Origin of the sequence: Novosphingobium sp. (assembly GCF_036733805.1) — a bacterium.
In the GTDB taxonomy this organism is placed as follows: domain Bacteria; phylum Pseudomonadota; class Alphaproteobacteria; order Sphingomonadales; family Sphingomonadaceae; genus Novosphingobium.
Map to the genome: position 1 here is coordinate 66561 of NZ_DAIMZT010000005.1, position 20662 is coordinate 87222.

Annotated in this window: 17 protein-coding genes; 7 read left to right on the forward strand and 10 right to left on the reverse strand. The window is 62.6% G+C overall.

The window, feature by feature from the left end; all coding sequences use genetic code 11:
* Nucleotides 1–19: 19 nt before the first annotated feature.
* Entirely contained in the window at nt 20–1477 is a 1458-nt protein-coding gene (gene guaB / locus V7D69_RS02720; protein ID WP_324062869.1) for an IMP dehydrogenase, read from the reverse strand.
* A 123-nt stretch (nt 1478–1600) separates the two neighbouring features.
* Nucleotides 1601–3043: a M28 family peptidase gene (locus V7D69_RS02725; protein WP_442947036.1), complete on the reverse strand. Its 1443-nt coding sequence runs from the start codon at nt 3041–3043 to the stop codon at nt 1601–1603.
* A 286-nt stretch (nt 3044–3329) separates the two neighbouring features.
* Between V7D69_RS02725 and V7D69_RS02730 the strand changes: the two genes are divergently transcribed.
* Nucleotides 3330–3992, forward strand: a complete 663-nt coding sequence (locus V7D69_RS02730) for a hypothetical protein (RefSeq protein ID WP_333605006.1) — start codon at nt 3330–3332, stop codon at nt 3990–3992.
* A gap of 50 nt (nt 3993–4042) precedes the next feature.
* Entirely contained in the window at nt 4043–5191 is a 1149-nt protein-coding gene (locus V7D69_RS02735) for an alpha-hydroxy acid oxidase (protein ID WP_324062863.1), read from the forward strand.
* Between the two features lie 6 nt (nt 5192–5197).
* Here the strand turns inward: V7D69_RS02735 and V7D69_RS02740 are convergent, their stop codons facing one another.
* Nucleotides 5198–5638 (reverse strand): YidH family protein, encoded by a 441-nt coding sequence (locus tag V7D69_RS02740; RefSeq protein WP_324062862.1) that lies wholly within the window; start codon nt 5636–5638, stop codon nt 5198–5200.
* 149 nt (nt 5639–5787) lie between these two features.
* Here V7D69_RS02740 and V7D69_RS02745 point away from each other — a divergent pair, with 149 nt between their 5' ends.
* Nucleotides 5788–6114: an ArsR/SmtB family transcription factor gene (locus V7D69_RS02745; protein ID WP_324062861.1), complete on the forward strand. Its 327-nt coding sequence runs from the start codon at nt 5788–5790 to the stop codon at nt 6112–6114.
* Complete coding sequence (locus V7D69_RS02750; RefSeq protein ID WP_333605007.1) at nt 6111–6629, forward strand: SRPBCC family protein; 519 nt, start codon at nt 6111–6113, stop codon at nt 6627–6629. The genes V7D69_RS02745 and V7D69_RS02750 overlap by 4 nt, the downstream gene beginning before the upstream one ends.
* Nucleotides 6630–6712: 83 nt before the next feature.
* Here the strand turns inward: V7D69_RS02750 and sdhA are convergent, their stop codons facing one another.
* Genes sdhA through sdhC form a run of 3 tightly spaced genes read right to left on the reverse strand, consistent with a single transcriptional unit; the run spans nt 6713 to nt 9314 of the window.
* Nucleotides 6713–8521, reverse strand: a complete 1809-nt coding sequence (gene sdhA, locus V7D69_RS02755; RefSeq protein ID WP_324062857.1) for a succinate dehydrogenase flavoprotein subunit — start codon at nt 8519–8521, stop codon at nt 6713–6715.
* Entirely contained in the window at nt 8521–8907 is a 387-nt protein-coding gene (gene sdhD / locus V7D69_RS02760) for a succinate dehydrogenase, hydrophobic membrane anchor protein (RefSeq protein WP_324062855.1), read from the reverse strand. The genes sdhA and sdhD overlap by 1 nt, the downstream gene beginning before the upstream one ends.
* An 11-nt stretch (nt 8908–8918) precedes the next feature.
* A complete protein-coding gene (sdhC, locus tag V7D69_RS02765) occupies nt 8919–9314 on the reverse strand; it encodes a succinate dehydrogenase, cytochrome b556 subunit (RefSeq protein ID WP_324062876.1) in 396 nt (131 codons plus the stop codon).
* A 281-nt stretch (nt 9315–9595) separates the two neighbouring features.
* Between sdhC and V7D69_RS02770 the strand changes: the two genes are divergently transcribed.
* Both V7D69_RS02770 and sciP read left to right on the forward strand, forming a co-directional pair.
* On the forward strand, nt 9596–10507 hold the full coding sequence (locus V7D69_RS02770; RefSeq protein ID WP_324062853.1) for a 50S ribosomal protein L11 methyltransferase: 912 nt from the start codon (nt 9596–9598) through the stop codon (nt 10505–10507).
* Nucleotides 10508–10817: 310 nt separating this feature from the next.
* Nucleotides 10818–11120, forward strand: coding sequence for a CtrA inhibitor SciP (gene sciP / locus V7D69_RS02775; protein WP_324062851.1), 303 nt, complete (start codon nt 10818–10820; stop codon nt 11118–11120).
* Between the two features lie 160 nt (nt 11121–11280).
* Here sciP and ligA read toward each other — a convergent pair whose 3' ends face one another.
* The 3 genes from ligA to V7D69_RS02790 form a co-directional block, all read right to left on the reverse strand.
* A complete protein-coding gene (ligA, locus tag V7D69_RS02780; protein ID WP_333605008.1) occupies nt 11281–13419 on the reverse strand; it encodes an NAD-dependent DNA ligase LigA in 2139 nt (712 codons plus the stop codon).
* A 53-nt stretch (nt 13420–13472) separates the two neighbouring features.
* Nucleotides 13473–15137 carry a DNA repair protein RecN gene (gene recN / locus V7D69_RS02785; protein WP_324062847.1) on the reverse strand — a complete coding sequence of 555 codons (1665 nt, stop codon included), beginning with the start codon at nt 15135–15137 and terminating at the stop codon, nt 13473–13475.
* Between the two features lie 65 nt (nt 15138–15202).
* Entirely contained in the window at nt 15203–16000 is a 798-nt protein-coding gene (locus V7D69_RS02790) for an outer membrane protein assembly factor BamD (RefSeq protein WP_324062845.1), read from the reverse strand.
* A gap of 144 nt (nt 16001–16144) precedes the next feature.
* Between V7D69_RS02790 and V7D69_RS02795 the strand changes: the two genes are divergently transcribed.
* Nucleotides 16145–17914 (forward strand): cation:proton antiporter domain-containing protein, encoded by a 1770-nt coding sequence (locus V7D69_RS02795; protein WP_333605009.1) that lies wholly within the window; start codon nt 16145–16147, stop codon nt 17912–17914.
* A 41-nt stretch (nt 17915–17955) separates the two neighbouring features.
* Here the strand turns inward: V7D69_RS02795 and alaS are convergent, their stop codons facing one another.
* Nucleotides 17956–20616, reverse strand: a complete 2661-nt coding sequence (gene alaS / locus V7D69_RS02800; protein WP_333605010.1) for an alanine--tRNA ligase — start codon at nt 20614–20616, stop codon at nt 17956–17958.
* Nucleotides 20617–20662 lie beyond the last annotated feature (46 nt).

Below are 20662 nucleotides of genomic sequence, written 5' to 3' on the forward strand. Positions count from 1 at the left end.
AGCTCCGGCGCCAGCGCCTTCACCGCGTCGGATAATTCGGCGCCTCGCGCGTGATGGTGACATCGTGCACATGGCTTTCGCGCAGCCCCGCATTAGTGATCCGCACGAATTGAGCGTTCTTGCGCAGATCCTCGATCGAGGATGAACCGGTATAGCCCATCGCCGCCTTGATGCCGCCGACGAGTTGATGGATCACGTCCTTGGCGGGCCCCTTGTAAGCCACTTGCCCTTCGATGCCTTCGGGCACCAGCTTCATCTGATCCTTGATGTCGCCCTGGAAATAACGGTCCGCCGAGCCCCGGCCCATAGCGCCGACCGAACCCATGCCGCGATACGACTTGTAAGCGCGCCCCTGATAAAGGAACGTCTCGCCAGGTGCTTCTTCAGTGCCGGCCAGCATCGATCCGATCATGATGCTGGAAGCCCCTGCCGCCAACGCTTTGGCTGCATCGCCGGAGGTACGCAGTCCGCCATCGCCGATCACCGGGACGCCCGCCTTGTCCGCCTCTTCCGCGGCGTCCATGATCGCCGTAAGCTGTGGCACGCCAACGCCGGCCACGATACGCGTAGTGCAGATCGAGCCCGGCCCGATGCCCACCTTCACGCAGTCCGCCCCGGCATCAATCAAGGCGCGCGCAGCCTCCGCCGTCGCGATGTTGCCGGCGATCACTTGTGCAGCATTAGAAAGCTTTTTCACTCGCTCGACCGCCAGCGCCACATCCTTGTTGTGGCCATGCGCGGTATCAATCACCACTACGTCGCATTCGGCGGCCAGGAGCGCTTCGGTGCGTTCGAAGCCCTTGTCGCCCACGGTGGTCGCGGCAGCCACGCGCAAGCGACCGGCGGCATCCTTGGTGGCGTTGGGATAAGTCACCGCCTTTTCGATGTCCTTGACGGTGATGAGGCCGATGCAACGGAAAGCATCGTCCACCACCAGCAGCTTCTCGATCCGGCGCTGATGCAACAGCCGCCGCGCTTCGTCTTGCGTCACGCCCAGACCTACGGTTGCGAGATTCTCGTGCGTCATCAACTCGCGCACGGGCTGAGCGGGATTGTCGGCAAAGCGCACGTCGCGGTTGGTAAGAATGCCCACGAGCTTACCCGATGCTTCGACCACCGGAATGCCGCTGATCCGGTTGGCCTGCATGATCGCCTGCGCCTCGCCAAGCGTGGCTTTGGGCGTAATCGTGATGGGGTTCACCACCATCCCGCTTTCGAACCGCTTGACCTGACGGACCGCAGCAACCTGCTCCTCAATCGTAAGGTTGCGGTGCAGGACGCCGATGCCGCCCATCTGCGCCATCACGATCGCCATGTCCGCCTCGGTCACGGTGTCCATGGCGGAAGAGATCACAGGTATATTGAGACCGATCTCGCGAGTCAGGCGCGTGCTGGTATCGGCCTGGGTCGGCACGATGTCGGACCGGGCCGGACGCAGTAGAACGTCGTCGAAAGTAAGTCCGAGCCGAATATCCATGAGCGCCACCAATGCCTTTGCGGGGAGAATCGTGGCGGCCCATGTAATCAAGCCGAGAGGATTGGGCTAGAGGGCACTTTGCCTTACACGCGCAAGGCTACGCGTAATCGGCCATAAAACGCCTTACCTCGCCTTCAAAGGCACCTTTCTCGCATCGGCGAACCAGCGGCCCAAGGCCGTGAGCATCTTCACATCCTCCACTTCCCCGCCCAGCTGCAACGGATGGGAAAGATGGACAAGATCATCGCTCGGGCGATGATAGTCGCTCTCGAAGAATGCGCGCATGCGATCGATATCGCCGTAAGCAGTTGTCACCATCACCGCAGGAATATCGTGCTGCAGCAAGGCCCAGCCATCCTGCCGTTTCACATAGGCATTTGCTTCGTCGTTGTTACGCAGCTTGAAATGTTCGGCCTTTGCCACTTTTGCAATGTCGGCATCGAGGCTGGTCATACGGCGGCCCACGATCGCGAATGGGGCGCCTTGGGGTGCGATTGCTACGGAATCGATATTGAAGGCCGCAACGATCCGCTCCAGTGGCAATGGCGGGTCTTCGGCGAAGGCGTGGGCGCCCAACAGGCCCAGTTCCTCACCAGTCGTGGCGAGAAAATAGATATCGCGATCCATCTGCGGCATTCTGGCCAATCGCCGCGCCACCTCGGTCAAGGCGGCGACTCCGCTCGCATTGTCTATCGCACCGTTGCAGATTCTGTCTTCCGCAGTGGGTTCGCCACACTCGCCGAAATGGTCCCAATGCGCCAGAAAGAGGACCGCACCGGCTTCCGGGCGACGGCCTCGAAGCTTACCGATTAGGTTATGCGTGTGGATTGTCGTCTCGCGCGTGGTCGCCTCCAGCGTTGCCGTGATATCAAGAGCGACGGGCGCGAAATCCGGCTTCGCGGCCGCCGCTTCCAGATCATCGAGGGAATGCGAGGTTCCTTTCAGCAGCGCTTCGATCGCCTTGCGGCTGACGAAAGCCTCAAGATCGCCGCCCAGCGAATCATCGGCCAGGGCATAGCCCGAACGCTCCCGTCGCGCGGCCACTTGCGCTATGCTGCGCGGGCCGTCGAGCACGGTCAGGACGGCTGAAGCGCCCATTGCCAGAAGGACGTTCTGTCGCTCACCGTCCGGCGTATCGCCATCCAGGATAACCGCGACGCGGCCCGCAAGCTCGGCGCGGGAGAAGTCGACGCCCCGCGCGCGTCCGACGAAAAGCAGGGGCGCATTGCGCACCAGGCTGCGTTTGCCGGAAGTCAGCACCAGCATGTCCGCCGGGGAAAGCGAAGTACGATAGCCCTTACGCAAAAACTGGGCGCTGGAAAAAGCGGGCTCCCGCGCGACCAAGACGACCGGCGCGAACCATTCGTTGCCCGGATCATTGGTGCCTGAAACCAAACCGATATCGTACCACTGCCGGCCGAGATAACGCAGCGTCTTCGCTTCACCGGGAGTGCCAGGTTCACGACCATCGAAATCGTCGCTGGCAAGCACTTCGATATGCGCACGCAGACGCGCTTCCAGATCACGATCGGCGCGGTCGCTCGCGGCGAGCAATGGAGCGGACATCGCCAGCAAGGCGCACAAGCATGTCGTCCCCGCCCATTTCGCCACGCGCACCACCAAACCCCAGATCATCGAACCCGCTCTATACGATGAAAATTCCGCGCGCTTGGTAAATTCTGGCGCGATGGTTTTCGCATGTGCGTTTTTACGGAGAAGGCACAGTAGGCATGGCACTTGGGCAACACTTGCTCGGCCGCGAGCGGGAACGAGTGCATGCGCAGCACGTTGGACAAGATAGGCCAGGCGAGCGCTTGCGCGAGAATAGCAGGACCGAACAGGAGGAGAGAGGATGCGCTTTCTTTGGCTCTCGTGCTTTGCACTGGCTGCCGCTCTGGTCGCCGCACCTGCCGCAGCCCGGCACAGCGAAAGACCCATCACTAATCGCAATCCCGATGCCGTAGATGTCGCCAAGACGCCGATAACTGATTTGAATATCGGCCGTAACGGCGAAATTCCGCCGATTCTGACGGCAGCCGTTGACCAACCCTATGCCCTTGACGGCCTCAGCAAATGCCGCCGCCTGAACATTGCCGTCGCCGATCTGGACAAAGTGCTCGGCCCTGACATCGACCTCCCGCAGGAACAGCGCGATCGCATCAGCGGCGGTCGAGTCGCGCAATGGGTGGTGACGTCGTTCATCCCCTTCCGCGGCCTTATCCGCGAAGTTTCCGGCGCCAATGAGCAGGATCGCAAAGTCGGCGCGGCCATCCAGGCTGGCCTTGCGCGTCGCGGCTTCTTGAAAGGCGTGGGCGCCGCGCGTGGCTGCAAGTATCCCGCCAGGCCTGCTCCGGCCGCCCTCGTTCAGGCCCGCTACGACGAGATGAAAGCCAAGGAAGAGAAACGACGCAACCAAAAGGCCGACGAAGGAAACGAAGACAAAGCACCGCCAAAAAGCAACCTCGTCGACGAAGCGGGAACAGCCAGCAGGCGGCAACAACCGGATAAGCAATAGATCGACAAAGCCGTGTTGCGGGCAAACTGACGCATGCTACATGCTGGCTTATGCGCCTTTCCGATTGCCACAACATCGCCGATTTTCGCCGTCTCGCCAAACGGCGGCTACCTTGGCCGGTGTTCGATTACATCGATGGAGCGGCCGACGACGAACTGACCAAGGCTCGCAACACAGCCGCGTTCGAGCATGCGGACCTGGTGCCTGATGTGCTGGCCGGCGTCGCTGAAATTGACACCTCGATCACGGTCATGGGTCGCGAAAGCGCCCTGCCCCTGATCCTGTCCCCCACCGCGCTGCAGCGCGTGTTCCATTGGCAAGGCGAGCGGGCAGTCGCTCGCGCCGCGCAGAAGTTTGGGCTGTGGTTCGGCATCTCCAGCCTCGCCACCGTCGCGATCGAGGAAATCGGAGCGATGGGAGACAACCCAAAGATGTTCCAGCTTTATGTCCACAAGGACAAGGGGCTCAATCGCTCCATGATCGAACGCTGCAAGGCGGCCAGATTCGACGCCATAGCGCTGACGGTGGACACCATCGTGGGCGGCAAGCGGGAACGTTGCCTGCGCTCGGGCTTTTCCTCTCCGCCGCGCTTTACCGCTTCATCGCTGATGTCTTATGCGACCAAGCCGCGCTGGGCCTTGGATTATCTGCTTCGCGAGAAGTTCGCCCTTCCCAACCTGGACACGCACGTCATCGCCGGAACTGGCCAGGCGATGAGCATCCAGAGCTATTTCACCGAGATGCTGGACCAGTCTCTGGATTGGAAGACGGCGGCGCAAATCCGCGAGCAATGGGGCGGAACTTTCTGCCTGAAAGGCGTGATGAGCGTGGCTGACGCGCGACGCGCGCTGGAGATCGGCGCTGACGCCATCATGGTCTCCAATCACGGCGGTCGGCAACTGGACGGCAGCAGGGCTCCGTTCGATCAGCTTCGCGAGATCGCCGATGCTGTGGGCGGACAGATCGAAATCATCTGCGACGGCGGCGTGCGGCGCGGCACTCACGTTCTCAAAGCACTGGCTGCGGGCGCTACGTGCGCGGCAGGTGGGCGTCTTTATCTCTATGCTCTCGCAGCCGCCGGGCAGCCTGGTGTCGAGAGAGCCATCGACATTCTTCGCGAAGAGATCGTACGGGACATGAAACTGATGGGCGTAAGGCGGGCGGATCAACTTGCGATCGACAATCTGCGTTGGCGCTGAACCGCGTCAGCGGCCGACAATGGCGGCCAGCACAGCCAAACTCAGCACGATCAGAAAGCCGTTGAATAGGACCAGAAGCGAGCCAGGTAGATGCGGCGTGTCCGTGCGCGGCGGCGGCACCGCGCCGCGCAACTCCCGCCAGACACCCGCAACAAAGCAGAACTCGGAAAAGAGGATCAGCACGATCGAAGCGGCCAAGATCAGCCAGGGATGGACCAGGTCATCCAGCAATGCCTTCGCGCCGACCCCCGCCGCCCGCGCTGCAAGGCCCATGCGAACCCACGCCGCGTAAGTCCGCTCAGCGGCCAGCAGCGTGCGATCCGCAGCAAGCTGGGTACGTCGATCAGCGCTCTCTTCCTGATTTTCCGCGCTGGTGGCGAGGCGCGTTGCGCTTTTTGCGAGCTTGCCCTGTGCCTGCGCGCTGTCGCGTTCCGTTTCCGTAGCCATCGCATCGATAACGCATCAGCAGGACAAGGGTGCCCCGCCGACCGCTTCGCGCACTGCGGCGACAAGCAGTCGCGAGAACATCGCCAGAGTTGACATCAATGGTATATACATATTAATGTATATACATGATTGCGCAATTTGATACTTTCATGACCCTTGCGGACCCGACCCGCCGCCGCATCATCGCATCGTTGCGAAACGGCGAACGCCAGGTGAACGATATCGTCCGCGAAGCCGGCATTCACCAGTCCGGCGTCTCCCGGCACCTGCGTATCCTGCACGACGCCGGTTTCGTGACCGTTCGCGCGGACGGTCAGCGACGACTTTATGCACTTCGCGAAAATCCCTTCCGGGAGTTGGATGCGTGGCTCGCCGATTATCGTAGTCTCTGGGAAACCCGCCTCGACCGTTTTGGCGCCGCGATCGGGGAACGACGAAAAGCCCGCGCTGCAGATGACAAGGAGCCCCCCCGATGAGCGAAACGAGTACACCCGCGGCAACTGCCGAGCAGGCAGCGGTTGTCGTCAAGCGCAGTTACCGTGCGAGCATCGACGAGCTGTGGGATCTTTGGACAACCAAGGAAGGATTCGAATCGTGGTGGGGGCCGGAGGGCTTTCGTGTCGAAGTTCATACCATGGAAGCACGCGCAGGCGGAAAGCTCTCCTATGACATGATCGCGGATGCGCCCGAAGCGATCGCGGCCATGAAAAGCATGGGTCAGCCCATTTCCCACGGCACGAATGGTTGGTTCGACACGTTCGATCCGCCCAAGAGGCTGACACTCAAACATATGATCGACTTCGTTTCCGGCAGCGAACCTTACGAAACCTCAATCGAAGTCGATTTTCGTGAGGACGGCGATCACACGAAGATGATCGTCACTCTGCACCCCCATCCGGATCCGCGCTGGACGCGGATGTCGGTCGAAGGCTTCACCAGTCAGCTTACCAAGCTCGACTGCAGGTACGGATACGAGGGAATGGGAGAGTAGGCTCGGCCGTCGAGCGATCGCTGCACAAAAAAGGGCCGGGAGATTATACTCGCCGGCCCCCTTTTTTCGATGTGCAGACGAGCTTAGTACACGCGCGCCTTGGGCTTGATGTACTGCACGTCGTCCGTCAGCGTGTATTCGTGCACCGGGCGATAGTCGAGACGAACCTCGCCGCCCTTGCCTCCCCAGCCGTTGAACCAGGCAGCAGTGTGCTTCATCCAGTTCGCATCGTCGCGGCTGGGGAAGTCTTCATGCGCATGGGCGCCGCGCGATTCCTTGCGGTTCTGCGCGCCGTGGAGAGTGACGGTGGCCTGCGAGATCAGGTTGTCCAGTTCCATCGTCTCGACGAGGTCGGAGTTCCAGATCAAGCCGCGGTCAGACACGTGGATGTCTTGCATGCGCTCATAGGTCTTGGCCAGCTTTTCCTTGCCTTCAACCATGAGCTCGTCGGTGCGGAACACTGCGGCGTGCTGCGACATTGTGCGCTGCATCTCAACGCGGACTTCCGCGGTGGGCGAGCCTCCCTTGGCGTTGCGGAAGTGATCGAGGCGGGTAAGCGCGAGGTCGGCCGAATCCTTCGGCAGCTCGGCCTGCTTGGCGCCGGGCTGCAGCAGCTCTTTGAGACGGTGGCCGGTGGCGCGGCCGAAGACCACGAGGTCGATCAACGAGTTCGAACCCAGACGATTGGCGCCGTGGACCGAGACGCAAGCCGCCTCGCCCACCGCGAAGAGGCCGGGAACGACTGTTTCCGGATTGCCGTCAGCGCCGATGGTCATGACTTCGCCATGATAGTTCGTCGGGATACCGCCCATGTTGTAATGCACGGTCGGGACCACGGGCAAAGGCTGACGGGTCAGATCGACGCCCGCGAAGATCTTGCCGCTCTCGGTGATGCCAGGCAGACGCTCGGCCAGCACCTTGGGATCGATGTGGTCGAGGTGCAGGTAAATATGATCCTTGTTCGGACCCACGCCGCGTCCTTCGCGGATTTCCATGGCCATCGAACGGGAAACGACATCGCGCGAGGCGAGGTCCTTGGCAGAGGGGGCATAGCGCTCCATGAAGCGCTCGCCCTCGGAGTTAGTGAGGTAACCGCCCTCGCCGCGTGCGCCTTCCGTGATGAGCACACCGGCGCCGTAAATGCCGGTGGGATGGAACTGCACGAACTCCATATCCTGCAGCGGCAGACCGGCGCGCAGCACCATGCCGCCACCGTCGCCTGTGCATGTGTGGGCCGAAGTTGCCGTGAAATAGCAGCGGCCATAGCCGCCGGTCGCCAGCACGACCGCCTGCGAACGGAAGCGGTGAATCGAACCGTCGTCCAGACACAGGGCGATCACGCCGCGGCACTGGCCATCCTCCATGATGAGGTCGATTGCGAAATATTCGATGAAGAAGTCCGCGTCGTACTTCAGCGACTGCTGATAGAGCGCGTGAAGCATGGCGTGGCCGGTACGGTCGGCCGCGGCGCAAGTGCGTTGCACCGGCGGGCCTTCACCCATGTTCTGCATATGGCCGCCGAAGGGACGCTGGTAGATCGTGCCGTCAGCATTGCGACTGAAAGGCACGCCGGCATGCTCCAGTTCGTAGACCGCCTGCGGCGCTTCGCGCACCATGTATTCGATGGCATCCTGATCGCCCAGCCAGTCAGACCCTTTGACGGTGTCGTACATGTGCCAGGTCCAGTGGTCCGGCGTATTGTTGCACAGCGAGGCGGCAATGCCGCCCTGCGCCGCCACGGTATGCGAACGAGTCGGGAAGACCTTGGTGATGCACGCCGTTTTCAGGCCGGCTTCGGCCGATCCCATCGTGGCGCGCAGACCCGAGCCGCCGGCGCCGACGACAACGGTGTCATAAGTATGGTCGATGATCTTGTAAGCGGGCGCGGACATCAGACGTGAGCTCCCAGCGCGAGGCGGACGACGCAGAAGACGCCGAAAGCGGCGCCGGCGAAAGCGGCAAGATTAAGCGCAACGATGCACGCGAACTTGTTCGCATGCTCATGCACATAGTCCTCGATCAGGACTTGCAGGCCGAGGCGCGCATGCCAGAACGTGGAAATAATCAGCAGCACCATGGCGGTGGCGGGAACAGGGCGCGCCAGCCATTCCACAACCGAGGTGTATTTGAGGTCAGGCAGCAATACGATCGAGACCGCCAGCCAAAGACCCAGCAGCAGGTTGCCGACCGCGGTAAAGCGCTGCAGCAGCCAGTGATGCGTGCCGCTCTTCGCGGAGCCGAGGCCGCGCACGCGGCCGATGGAAGTTCCGTTACCCATGTTCCTTGTCCTCAGCGAAGCAGCAGAAGGGCCCAGAAGCCGGCAGTGAACACTACGCCCAGAACAGGGCAGAGGATCGACCAGGTCTTGTTTGTGTTCAGTTCAAAACCGGCGCCGACATCAAGCACGAAGTGGCGAAGGCCGCTCATCATGTGGCTGAAAAAGGCCCAAGACACGCCAACGAGCACGACGTAGCCCACCGGCGTGGTGACGGCCCACGAAAAGGTATCATATGCCTTAGGCCCGCGCGCGAGAGCGCCCAGCCACCACAACAGCAACCCGAGCCCGGCGAAAGCCATTCCGTCACCCGTCGCGCGGTGCAGAATTGAAATGAACATATGCGGGCCCCAGCGCCAGATCTGGAGGTGGGGCGAAAGCGGTCGGTTCCTGGTGCCGGCGGTGGCCATGCTCGTGCGAATCCCCTTGCCTGCGGCAGCGCCGCTGGCTGCCATCGTCGAAGCCCCCTTAGACAAATCGCGGGCTGGCGCAAGTTCCCAGCATAAGATCGCGCGGCGCGGGTGGCCTATCGAGAAAGCGGTGATTACATCGCGGGCATGACTCGCATATTCCCGATCTCGCCCGTCGCCCGGCCGCCGGCAACGTCATCCGCGAGCGCCCTCGCCGCGCCCGTTACCGCGTACCGGGAACGGGAGCAGCCGGCGGGTGACGAGGCGAAAGAAGCATTGCGGTGAGTTGGAAGATCATCGCCTACGCCCCGCGCCCATTGATCGAGGCCGCGCTGGTTGCGCACGAAGACGCATTCGATTGGGACCCGGAGATCGTTCTTTCAGGTTGCGAAGTTGCTGAGGATCGCCCCGACGACTGGCAACTGGAAGCCTGGCTTTCCCGGAAACCCACGCGGGCAGACGAGGCGGCGCTGGCCGCACTGTTCGCCGGGCCCGTTCCTGCTTTCGAAGTAGAAAAGCTGCCGGATGCCGATTGGCTTGTCGTCAGCCAGCAAGGGCTCGCGCCGATTCGCGCAGGCCGTTTCTATGTTCACACACCCGACTATTGCGCCAGCGATGAGGCCGGCGTGATCGACTTCGCCATCCCCGCGAGCCAGGCGTTCGGGACCGGCCAGCACGCCACCACCGCCGGTTGCCTAGCCATGCTCACGCATATGAAAGCACAGGGCCTGGTGGTGCGCAACTGCGCTGACATCGGAACCGGCACCGGTTTGCTTGCCTTTGCCGCGCTGGCCCTTTGGCCGCGAGCAATGGTCACCGCGAGCGACATCGATGCGGTTTGCGCGGAAGTGGTCGAAGCCAATGCGCGAGCTAATGGCATCGCCCTGGGCGCAAGAGGCGGCGAACTGCTGATGACCATTGCTGACGGTATGGCGCACCCCTTGCTCAATGCGCGCGGCCCTTACGATCTCATCATCGCGAATATCCTGGCCGGTCCACTGGTATCGCTCGCGCCGGATTTCGGCGCAGCGCTAGTGCCAGGAGGCCACCTTCTGCTGGCCGGGCTCCTGGAAACGCAGGAACCGGCAATACGTGCCGCGTGCCGCAAGGCCGGCCTCAGGATCGCGGCGCGAATAGTCAACGGCGACTGGTCCATTCTCTGGCTACGCAAGCGGTCTAAATCACCATCGTAGACCTTGGGACCGGGCCTCTGCCCGCCCCGAAACGCTTCTCGTTGTGCGACAACGCATGCGGCGGCGCCAGGTTTAGCCGCAACATTCCGTTGCGCGGAGGCTACGTTCTCACCCGGAATCGCAATTAAGAGAAGTATTGGGCCGCAAACGACCACGATACGCGTGCGCCTCGTTTTCCAAGCCTTTCGCAGAACCCTAATTATGAATCGCTAATTTCGAATTAACTATCTCGAGTCAGATCGTCTTAATGGTTTCGGCCAAAGATCGCCGGGCACGGGGGGTTGGTACTAGCAATTTGGAGAGACCAACCATGCTTCAATCTGATCGCAGCCGTCCCGAGGTGGTCACCGGCCCCCTTGGCGAGGCGATGAAGAGGGAGAGCCTGCCGCCACCGAACACGTCGCGATGGGTTGTGAGGCGCAAGGCGGAAGTCGTTGCCGCGGTCGATGGCGGGCTGCTCTCGATAGGGGAGGCTTGCGACCGTTACGGCCTGACGCTGGAAGAACTGGCGTCGTGGCAGCGCGCGATCGAACGGGAAGGGATGCCGGGGCTGCGCGCCACGCGTGTTCAGCATTACCGACAAGTCCACGAACGCCAGGGGCGCTGGTCCTAAGGGCCGTCCGTTTGGAGTTGAGCCGGATAGACTCTGGAATTTCCTTTGTTTGTCATAATTTCCGAGCCGAGACGGTTCATCGGCTCGGAACAACTCTAGCCGCTCCCGAGAATGGAGCGGTCGGGCGGAAATCGGAGGGCCGGGCTGAGGGGCACTTTGTTCAGCCGGCGGCCTTCACGATTTCCGCCCACTCCGCCTCATCAATCACCTTGATCCCAAGATCGGCCGCCTTCTTAAGCTTCGAACCGGCGCCCGGCCCGGCAACCACCAAATCAGTCTTAGGCGAGACCGATCCCGCGGCCTTTGCGCCCAACCGCTCCGCCTGAGCCTTCGCCTCGTCCCGGCTCATCGTTTCCAGTTTGCCGGTGAATACGACCGTCTTGCCCGAAACCGCGCTATCCCTGCTCTCAATGAGATAGGGCGGCGGCGACACCTCGGAAAGCAGATCGTCCCAGACCTGCTGGTTATGCGCTTCGTGGAAGAAATCGCCCAGCGCCTCCACAACAACGGGGCCGATACCTTCGATGGACAGCATTTCCGCCCGCGCCTCCTCTCCGGCGTCTTCATTGGGACGACTCGAAGATGGGAGGGCGAAAGCGCGTTCCACAACCTCTCGCAGCGCGGGCAGACTGGTGAACCGCTTCATCAGATCGCGCGCGGTCACTGCACCGACATGGCGAATGCCGAGCCCGAACAGTAGCCGCGCCGCATCCGGCACCCGCTTGTTTTCCACCGCTGCCAACAGGTTATCCACAGACTTATCCTTCCAGCCTTCCCGCTGAAGGATCTGTTCGCGGCGGTTCTTCAACCGAAAAATGTCAGCGGGGCTTTCCAGCCAACCCTGCGCGAAAAACTCGTCGATCGTCTTTTCGCCCAGCCCTTCGATATCGAGAGCGGCGCGACTGACGAAATGCTTCAGCCGTTCGGTACGTTGTGCAGGGCAGATCAGACCGCCGGTGCAACGCACATCGACTTCCTCCTCCTCCGCCACGGCTTCGGAACCGCATTGCGGGCAGTGATCGGGGAAAACATAGGCCGCACGCGCTTCTTCGCGGGTGAGATTGTCGACCACTTGCGGGATCACGTCTCCGGCGCGTTGCAGCACCACGCGGTCTCCCGGCCGCACGCCCAGCCGCGCGATCTCATCGCGATTGTGCAAGGTAACGTTCGTAACGGTGACGCCGCCCACCAGCACTGGTTTCAAGCGCCCCACCGGTGTCAGCTTGCCAGTGCGGCCGACCTGAACATCGATGGATTCAAGCGTGGTCTCGGCCCGTTCGGCGGGAAACTTGTGCGCAAGCCCCCAGCGCGGCGCCTTAGCGACAAAGCCGAGGCGTTGCTGCCAGTCAATCCGATCGACCTTGTAAACCACCCCATCGATCTCGAACGGCAGATCGGGCCGGCCCTCGCGAATCGCTCTGTAAGCGGCCAGCATCTCGTCCAGCGAACGGCACAGGCGAAACTGCGGCGAGACGGGCAGCCCCCACGTTTCGATACGGCGGATAACCTCATGCTGCGTATCGCCCGGCACGCAAGAAGCCGCACCCCAACCATGAGCCCAGAAGCGCAAGGGCCGCCTGGCGGTGACGCTGGCATCTTTCTGACGCAACGAACCGGCGGCAGCGTTACGAGGATTGGCGAACTGGCGAACCTTGGCTTCGTCGAACGCCTCGCTCTTCGCCTCCGCGTGCGCACGCGCTTCCTCCATGAGTTGCACGTTAAGCGCGCGAAAGGCCGCCTTTTCCATATAGACTTCGCCGCGCACCTCGAACACTTCCGGCATGTAGACGCCGCGCAATTGCTGCGGAATGTCAGCGATATGAGCGACATTGGCAGTAACGTCCTCACCCACTTGCCCGTCGCCCCGCGTGGCGGCGCGCACCAGCCGGCCGCCCTCGTAACGCAGCGAACATGACAGACCGTCGATCTTGTCCTCCGCCGTCACTGCCACCTCGGCGTTTTCCGACAGAGCCAGAAACCGCCGGATGCGGGCCACAAACTCCGCCACTTCCTCATCCGTGAAAGCATTGTCGAGGCTCATCATGCGAACCTCGTGCGTCACTTTGCCAAGCGGCGACGCAGCGACTCCGTGCCCGACATTGCGGCTCGGGCTGTCAGGCCGAATCAAATGGGGATAGGCCGCTTCCAACTCTGCGTTGCGGCGCACCAATGCATCGTACTCCGCATCGGAAATCTCCGGCGCATCCTGCAGGTGATAAAGCCGGTCATGGCGCGCTATCGCCTTTGCCAGACGCATCAGTTCGTTGGCGGCTTCAGCTTCGGAGACGGAGATTCCCATGTCTTACTCTTAAGCGTTCGCCTGCACCGTCGCCAGCCTTTCGCCGCACACCGTCATGCGCGCTCCAGCAAGCGGTCAGCCTGCGCGCGCGCCTCGTCAGTGACCTCTGCCCCGGAGAGCATCCGCGCGATCTCTTCCTTGCGAGCCCCTTCGTCCAGCAATGCGACGGACGTGCGCGTGACCGTCCCTTGGCTCGACTTCGCGATCATGTAATGTCGCCCGCCACGTGCGGCGACTTGGGGAGAGTGCGTGACTGCCAGCAACTGGCCGCCACCCGCCAGCCGTGCGAGACGTTCCCCAATCGCGCTGGCGACCGCGCCGCCCACTCCACGATCGATCTCGTCAAAGATCACGGTCGCGGCCCCGCCCTCTTCAGCGAGCGCCACCTTGAGCGCGAGAATGAAGCGCGAAAGCTCGCCCCCTGATGCGATCTTGGCCAGCGGGGCAAAGTCTGCGCCGGGATTGGTGCTGATGAGGAACTCCACAGTGTCAATGCCGTGCGGGCCCCAGCGGTCTTCGGGAAGCTTCACCACCGAAGTCTGGAAACGGGCGGCATCGAGCTTGAGCGGCGCCAATTCGGACTTCACCGCCATGTCCAGTCGCTTCGCAGCGGCGCGGCGCAGATCGTGCAGAGCTTCGGCCCGCTCTCGATAAGCCAGCGCCGCCTTGCCGGCCGCCTTTTCCAGCTCCGCCACTTGTTCCCCGCCGCCTTCGATAGCATCCAGCGCGGCGCGCATTTCGCGCATCTTCTCCGGGAGATCATCGACCTGGCAACTATGCTTGCGAGCGACGGCGCGTAGGTCAAACAGACGCGTTTCGATACGATCCAGCTCCGCCGGGTCAAACGCGAGGGCTTCTGCGGCCTGCCCCAGTTTGTCCTCCGCCTCGCCGCCCTCAATCACCGCGCGGTCTAGCGCGCCAAGCGCTTCTGCCAACAGGGGGTGTTCACCGGCGATGCGATCCAGCCGCCTGGCCGCGCCGCGTAAGATTGCCAGCGCCGAATCGGAACCGCTCCACAAATGCTGAAGCGCGGCGAGATCATCAGCGAGCTTTTCACCCTTCTGCATCGCCGCCCGAGCCAGGGCCAGGTGCGCTTCCTCTCCCGGATCAGGCGCCAGAGCATTCAATTCGGCCAGGTGCGCGAGCAGAAGATCCTGATCCTGCGCAGCCCGTTCAACAATCGTACGCGCGCTCTCAAGCGCATCTAGCGCCGTACGCCAAGCCTTCCAGGCCGCCTCCACCGCTGCCACATCGCCGCCAGCGAAACGATCGAGCAAAGCCCGATGCCCTCGTGAATTGACCAGGCCGCGATCGTCATGCTGGCCGTGAATCTCCACCAGCGCCGGCGCTATCTCGCGCAGAAGCGCCACACTGACCGGCTGGTCGTTGAGGAACGCCTTCGATCCTCCGTCGGCCCGCAACTGGCGTTTTAGCATCAGCGGCTCACCCGGCTCGACCTCCAGTTCGGCCTGCTCGATCACCATCCGCACGCCATCGGGCAGCGCAGCGAAATCGAAGCTGGCGGTGACGCTGGCGCGTTCCTCATTTGCCCGGACCAGGCCGCTGTCAGCCCGGTTTCCCAGGACGAGGCCCAACGCATCCAGCAGGATCGACTTGCCCGCGCCGGTCTCTCCGGTAAGGACGCCAAGCCCACCGGCGAAATCGAGATCGAGCGCCTCGATCAGGACAATATTGCGGATGGAAAGCCGGCTCAGCATGTTCGCGAAGCGTTCTAGCGAAGAGCGAAGCGCCCGTCACCCCGCTTCGCGCGCCGGAAACACGGTCACGTGGCGACGTTGGCCGGCGCGTACTTCCTCATCAGCTTGTAGGCGCGCTGATACCACACGCTGTTCGGATAGTTCGTTTCGAGAACGGCAGCAGCTTTCTGCGCTTCCTCCGGAATGCCGAGCGAGAGATAGCCTTCGACCAGGCGGTAAAGCGCTTCCGGCGCGTGACTGGTCGTCTGGAAGTTATCCACCACGTTGCGGAAACGAAGCGTGGCCGCGAGCCATTTGCCGCTATGCTCATAGAAACGGCCTATCGTCATTTCCTTACCGGCCAAGTGATCGTTGACCAGGTCCAGCTTGAGCTTGGCGTCAGCGGCATAGCTGGTGTTGGGATAGCGCCGGACGATATCAGTCAGCGCCTGCTTGGCCTGTTCCGTCGTCTTCTGGTCGCGTGTGACATCGCTGATCTGCTCGTAATAACAAACGGCGATGAGATAATAAGCGTAGGGCGCGTCCTTATTGCCCGGATGAATCGAGAGAAAGCGCTGAGCGGACTGCACCGCCTTGGTATAATCGCGCGCGGCGTAATAGCTGAACGCGCTCATCAACTGGGCGCGGCGCGCCCACGGCGAATAGGGATGCTGCCGTTCAACCTCGTCGAACAGGGCCGCGGCCTGCTTGGTCTGGCCCTGGTTAAGCCGCTGCTGGGCAGCCGCGTAAAGCGTATCCACGTCCCGTGCGACGTAGGCTGTGTCTTTGTTCTTGCCACCACGTCCGGCGCAACCGGCGGTGAGAACGAGCGCCCCGGCGGCGGCGGCGATCAGGGCGGTCTTCAGGCGCGTACGTTCCAGCATGGCGAGGGTCTATAGCCAGCGCGATGCTGAACGCCAAGTGAAGTTGCGCGGCGATCGGTCCGCTGTCCCCCATCGCGAGTAGCGACAAGGCGCCAGAGACAAGCGAAGGTGACAAACGTGCGCCCGCTGCCGTAGTAGCCAGGCATGGCCGGCAGCAGCGATCTCTATTCCCCCGTCATGTCCGACGCGCTCGTAATTCTGGGTGCAGCAGGCATCGTCATTCCCGTATTCCACCGTTTCCGCATCACTCCGGTGATCGGCTTTATCCTGATCGGGCTGCTCGTGGGGCCTTTCGGTCTTGGTCGGCATGTTCCGAACCATCACTGGCTCTATTACATAACGATCACGGCTCCGGGCGAACTCGACATCTTTGCCGAGTTCGGCATCATCCTGCTGTTGTTCTCGATCGGTCTGGAATTGTCGTTCGCGCGCTTGTGGCAGATGCGGCGGATGGTCTTCGGGCTGGGCTCGCTGGAACTGATCGTCACCGGCATCCTGCTGACCTTGATCCTTGCCGCCACCGGTCACGCTTTCGGTGCAGCGCTGGCGGTGGGGCTGGCGCTGGCCCTTTCCTCAACGGCACTAGTCCTCAAGATCACCAGCACGACAACGCCGGTCGGCCGTGCGGCTCTATCCATGCTCTTGTTCGAGGATATAGCGCTGGTGCCGATCATCTTCCTGCTCGGCGCTCTTGGCCCTAATGCGGAAAGCGGCGGCGTCGGCAATCTGCTCGGCACCCTGATCTGGGGCACTTTCGCAGTGGGCGGACTGCTGGTGGTGGGGCGCTTTGCCCTGCCCCCGCTTTTCGCGCAGGCCGCGCGAACCAAAAGCCCGGAGCTGTTCCTGGCCGCCAGCCTGGTGGTCGTGATTCTGGCTGCCCTGGCGACCGCGGCGGCCGGCCTTTCACCGATAGTCGGCGCGCTTGTCGCTGGGCTGTTGATCGCCGAGACCGAATATCATGCCGAAGTCGAACAAATCATCGAACCCTTCAAGGGCCTCGCTCTCGGCGTTTTTCTCATAACCGTAGGCATGAGCATTGACCTTCGGGTCGTGTGGAACAATTTCGGCTCCATCCTTATCGCCTCTATCGGCGTGATCGTCATCAAGGCGATCGTCACCGGTCTGCTGCTGCGCCTGATGGGCGCGCGGCGCGGCACCGCGGCAGAGACCGGCATCCTCATGTCCAGCCCATCGGAAACCACGCTGATCGTGCTGACCGCAGCCGCGTCCGCACGATTGATCCAACCTGACACGGCGCAATTCTGGCAGATCGTGACCGCGCTGGGCCTGACCGTCACGCCGCTGCTCTCCAAGACCGGAAAAATCATGGCGCAGCGCATTGACGGCATGGAAGAGCCCCCCGAACCGACGCTGGATGAGGGCAAACCACGCGCGATCGTCGTGGGTTTCGGCCGGGTCGGACGGCTCGTGGCCGATATGCTGACGAAGCATGGTCGCCCCTACACGGCAGTTGACAGCGACACGGATGCTGTGACCGAGGGGCGCCGGCGAGGCTATGCCGTGACATTCGGCAACGCCGTGCGGGGCGATGCCATGCAGCGTCTTGGCGCCGCTGATGCCGCTGCGGTGATCCTGACGATGGATGAGCCCGTGGCCGCCCAGCGGATCGTTCGCAAGCTGCGCGTCCAGTTCCCTGACTTGCCCATCATCGCTCGCGCCCGCGATGCGGAACATGCGGCGCTGCTCTATCGCGCGGGCGCCACGCACGCCGTGCCTGAAACGCTGGAAAGCTCGCTGCAACTATCCGAAGCGGCGCTGGTCGAAACCGGCGTGGCTCTGGGCCCCGTGATCGCATCCGTGCATGAAAAGCGTGACGAATTTCGCGACGCTATCATGCGGGAAGGCGGATTAGCCGAAAAGCCAAGACTCAAGAGCGCCGGGCTTCAGGAATAGCGTGTCGCTTTTCACCTGCGATGAGTGAGCGGCGAACCCTCTCAATCCGCCAGCACCGCGCGCACCGCCGCTATCGCTTCGGCCGCTCTGCTGCCGTCCGGCCCACCGCCCTGCGCCATGTCCGCGCGGCCGCCGCCGCCCTTGCCACCAAGCGCTTCCACACCCTTGCGCACCAGATCGACGGCGCTGATCCTGCCGGTGAGGTCGTCAGTCACGGCGGCGGCAATGCTGGCCTTGCCCTCGTTCACCGCAACGATAGCCGCGACGCCTGAACCGATGCGTTGCTTGGCCTGGTCAAGCAGGCCGCGCAATTCCTTAGGGTCCAACCCGTCCAGCACCTGGCCGGAGAACGTCACGCCGTTCACGTTTTCATCCGCGCTTTCCGCCTTGGCCGAGCCCCCGCCCAGCGCCAGCGCTTTTTTGGCTTCGGCCAGTTCGCGCTCCAGCTTCCGGCGTTCATCCAACAGCGCGGCGACGCGGGCCTCGACATCCTCGGGCGTCGTGCGCAGCAGCCCGGCCGCGCCTTTAAGCGCATCCTCTCGACCGACCAGCCATTGGCGAGCGCCTTCGCCGGTTAGCGCCTCGATCCGGCGCACTCCCGAACTGACGGCGCTTTCGGAAACGATGCGAAAGACGCCGATGTCCCCGGTCGCGCGCACATGCGTGCCGCCGCAAAGCTCGACGGAGTAAGCATGATCGGTGGCTCCCGACCCGAAAGTCCGCCCCATGGAGAGCACGCGGACCTCGTCCCCATACTTTTCTCCAAACAACGCCATCGCCCCGGCGGCAATGGCGTCCTCGGGCGTCATCAGACGAGTCAGCACCGGCTCGTTCGCACGGATTTCCGCGTTCACTTCGGCCTCAATCGCGGCAATATCTTGTGCTGACAGCGCCGTGGGGTGAGAGAAATCGAAGCGCAGGCGCTCCGCCGCGACCATCGAACCCTTTTGCGTCACATGATCGCCCAGGCGATTGCGCAAGGCCGCATGCAGCAGGTGCGTCGCCGAGTGATTGGCGCGAATCGCATCGCGCCGCTCAACATCAATGGCCAGATTGACGGTATCGCCCAATGTGATCGCACCCGCCTTGACCTCGCCGTTCATGGTATGGAGCCGTCCCAGCGGCTTGGCGGTGTCTGCAATGGCGATCCTGAGCCCGTTCGCGCCGGTGATCGTCCCGGCATCGCCTACCTGTCCGCCCGATTCGCCGTAGAACGGCGTCTGGTTGGTCAATACCGTCACCGCATCCCCAGCCGCTGCGGTCGTGACTTCCTTGCCGTCTTTCACCAGAGCAACCACTCGGCCCTCGCCCGAAGTGGCGGTATAACCGGTGAACTCGCTTGCGCCTTCGCGTTCGGCGATATCGAACCAGACTTCGCTGTCAGCCGCCTGCCCCGAGCCCTTCCAGGCGGCGCGGGCGGCGGCCTTCTGCCGCGCCATGGCGGCATCGAAGCCGTCCCTGTCAATGCCGATGCCGCGCGCGCGCAGCGCATCCTCGGTCAAGTCGTAAGGAAAGCCATAAGTGTCATAGAGCTTGAACGCGGTCTCACCCGGAAGCTCGCCGCCTTCGCTCATGCCGCCAGTCGCTTCCTCCAGCAGCTTGAGCCCGTTCGAAAGCGTGCGGCGAAACTGGATCTCCTCTCGCTGCAACGTCTCTTCAATCAGCGGCTGCGCGCGGCCGAGCTCGGGATAAGCCTGCCCCATTTCGGCGATCAGGGCAGGAACCAGGCGATGCATCAACGGGTCCCGCGCGCCCAGCAGATGCGCATGGCGCATAGCGCGGCGCATGATGCGGCGAAGGACATAGCCGCGCCCCTCGTTCGAAGGCAGCACGCCGTCCGCGAGAAGAAAGCTGGTCGAGCGCAAATGATCGGCAATGACGCGGTGGCTCGCCTGATGTTCGCCTTGCGCGGCCACCCCGGTCAGGCTTTCGGACACGGCGATCAGGGCTTTGAAAGTGTCGATATCGTAATTGTCGTGCTCGCCCTGCAGCACGGCCGCCACGCGCTCCAGGCCCATGCCGGTATCGATCGAGGGCCTGGGCAGATTGCCGACGATCTCGCCGCCGGCCTGCTCGAACTGCATGAACACCAGATTCCATATCTCGATGAAGCGATCGCCGTCCTCATCCGGCGATCCCGGCGGGCCGCCCCAAATATGCTCCCCGTGATCGTAAAAGATTTCCGAGCACGGGCCGCACGGGCCATCATCGCCCATGGCCCAGAAATTGTCCTTGGTGGGAATGCGGATGATCTTGCTTTCGGGAAGACCGGCAATCTTCTTCCAGAGATCGAAAGCTTCGTCATCCGTGTGATAGACGGTGACCAGCAGCTTCTCGACAGGCAGCGCCCATTCCCTGGTCAGCAAGGTCCAGGCATGCGTGATCGCCTGTTCCTTGAAATAGTCACCGAAGGAGAAATTCCCCAACATTTCGAAGAAGGTATGATGACGCGCGGTATAGCCTACGTTATCGAGATCATTGTGCTTGCCGCCCGCACGCACACACTTCTGAGAAGACGTGGCGCGCGGAACGCCGCGCGTCTCCAGCCCCGTGAACACGTTCTTGAACGGCACCATGCCCGCGTTCACGAACATCAGCGTCGGATCGTTGTAAGGCACTAGCGGCGCGGACTGCACCACTTCATGGCCTTGCGAGCCGAAGTAATCGAGGAAGGACCGGCGGATCTCGTTGGTCGTCTGCATGTTCGCGCCGATAAGCCAGGCGCGCGATGGCGGCAAGCGGCTTGGT

Excerpts from the sequence above, each read along its gene's own strand:
- guaB (WP_324062869.1), bottom strand. The coding sequence starts at position 1,477 with ATGGATATTCGGCTCGGACTTACTTTCGACGACGTTCTACTGCGTCCG.
- V7D69_RS02725 (WP_442947036.1), bottom strand. The coding sequence starts at position 3,043 with ATGTCCGCTCCATTGCTCGCCGCGAGCGACCGCGCCGATCGTGATCTG.
- V7D69_RS02730 (WP_333605006.1), top strand. The coding sequence starts at position 3,330 with ATGCGCTTTCTTTGGCTCTCGTGCTTTGCACTGGCTGCCGCTCTGGTC.
- V7D69_RS02735 (WP_324062863.1), top strand. The coding sequence starts at position 4,043 with ATGCGCCTTTCCGATTGCCACAACATCGCCGATTTTCGCCGTCTCGCC.
- V7D69_RS02740 (WP_324062862.1), bottom strand. The coding sequence starts at position 5,638 with ATGGCTACGGAAACGGAACGCGACAGCGCGCAGGCACAGGGCAAGCTC.
- V7D69_RS02745 (WP_324062861.1), top strand. The coding sequence starts at position 5,788 with ATGACCCTTGCGGACCCGACCCGCCGCCGCATCATCGCATCGTTGCGA.
- V7D69_RS02750 (WP_333605007.1), top strand. The coding sequence starts at position 6,111 with ATGAGCGAAACGAGTACACCCGCGGCAACTGCCGAGCAGGCAGCGGTT.
- sdhA (WP_324062857.1), bottom strand. The coding sequence starts at position 8,521 with ATGTCCGCGCCCGCTTACAAGATCATCGACCATACTTATGACACCGTT.
- sdhD (WP_324062855.1), bottom strand. The coding sequence starts at position 8,907 with ATGGGTAACGGAACTTCCATCGGCCGCGTGCGCGGCCTCGGCTCCGCG.
- sdhC (WP_324062876.1), bottom strand. The coding sequence starts at position 9,314 with ATGGCCACCGCCGGCACCAGGAACCGACCGCTTTCGCCCCACCTCCAG.
- sciP (WP_324062851.1), top strand. The coding sequence starts at position 10,818 with ATGCTTCAATCTGATCGCAGCCGTCCCGAGGTGGTCACCGGCCCCCTT.
- ligA (WP_333605008.1), bottom strand. The coding sequence starts at position 13,419 with ATGGGAATCTCCGTCTCCGAAGCTGAAGCCGCCAACGAACTGATGCGT.
- recN (WP_324062847.1), bottom strand. The coding sequence starts at position 15,137 with ATGCTGAGCCGGCTTTCCATCCGCAATATTGTCCTGATCGAGGCGCTC.
- V7D69_RS02790 (WP_324062845.1), bottom strand. The coding sequence starts at position 16,000 with ATGCTGGAACGTACGCGCCTGAAGACCGCCCTGATCGCCGCCGCCGCC.
- V7D69_RS02795 (WP_333605009.1), top strand. The coding sequence starts at position 16,145 with ATGGCCGGCAGCAGCGATCTCTATTCCCCCGTCATGTCCGACGCGCTC.
- alaS (WP_333605010.1), bottom strand. The coding sequence starts at position 20,616 with ATGCAGACGACCAACGAGATCCGCCGGTCCTTCCTCGATTACTTCGGC.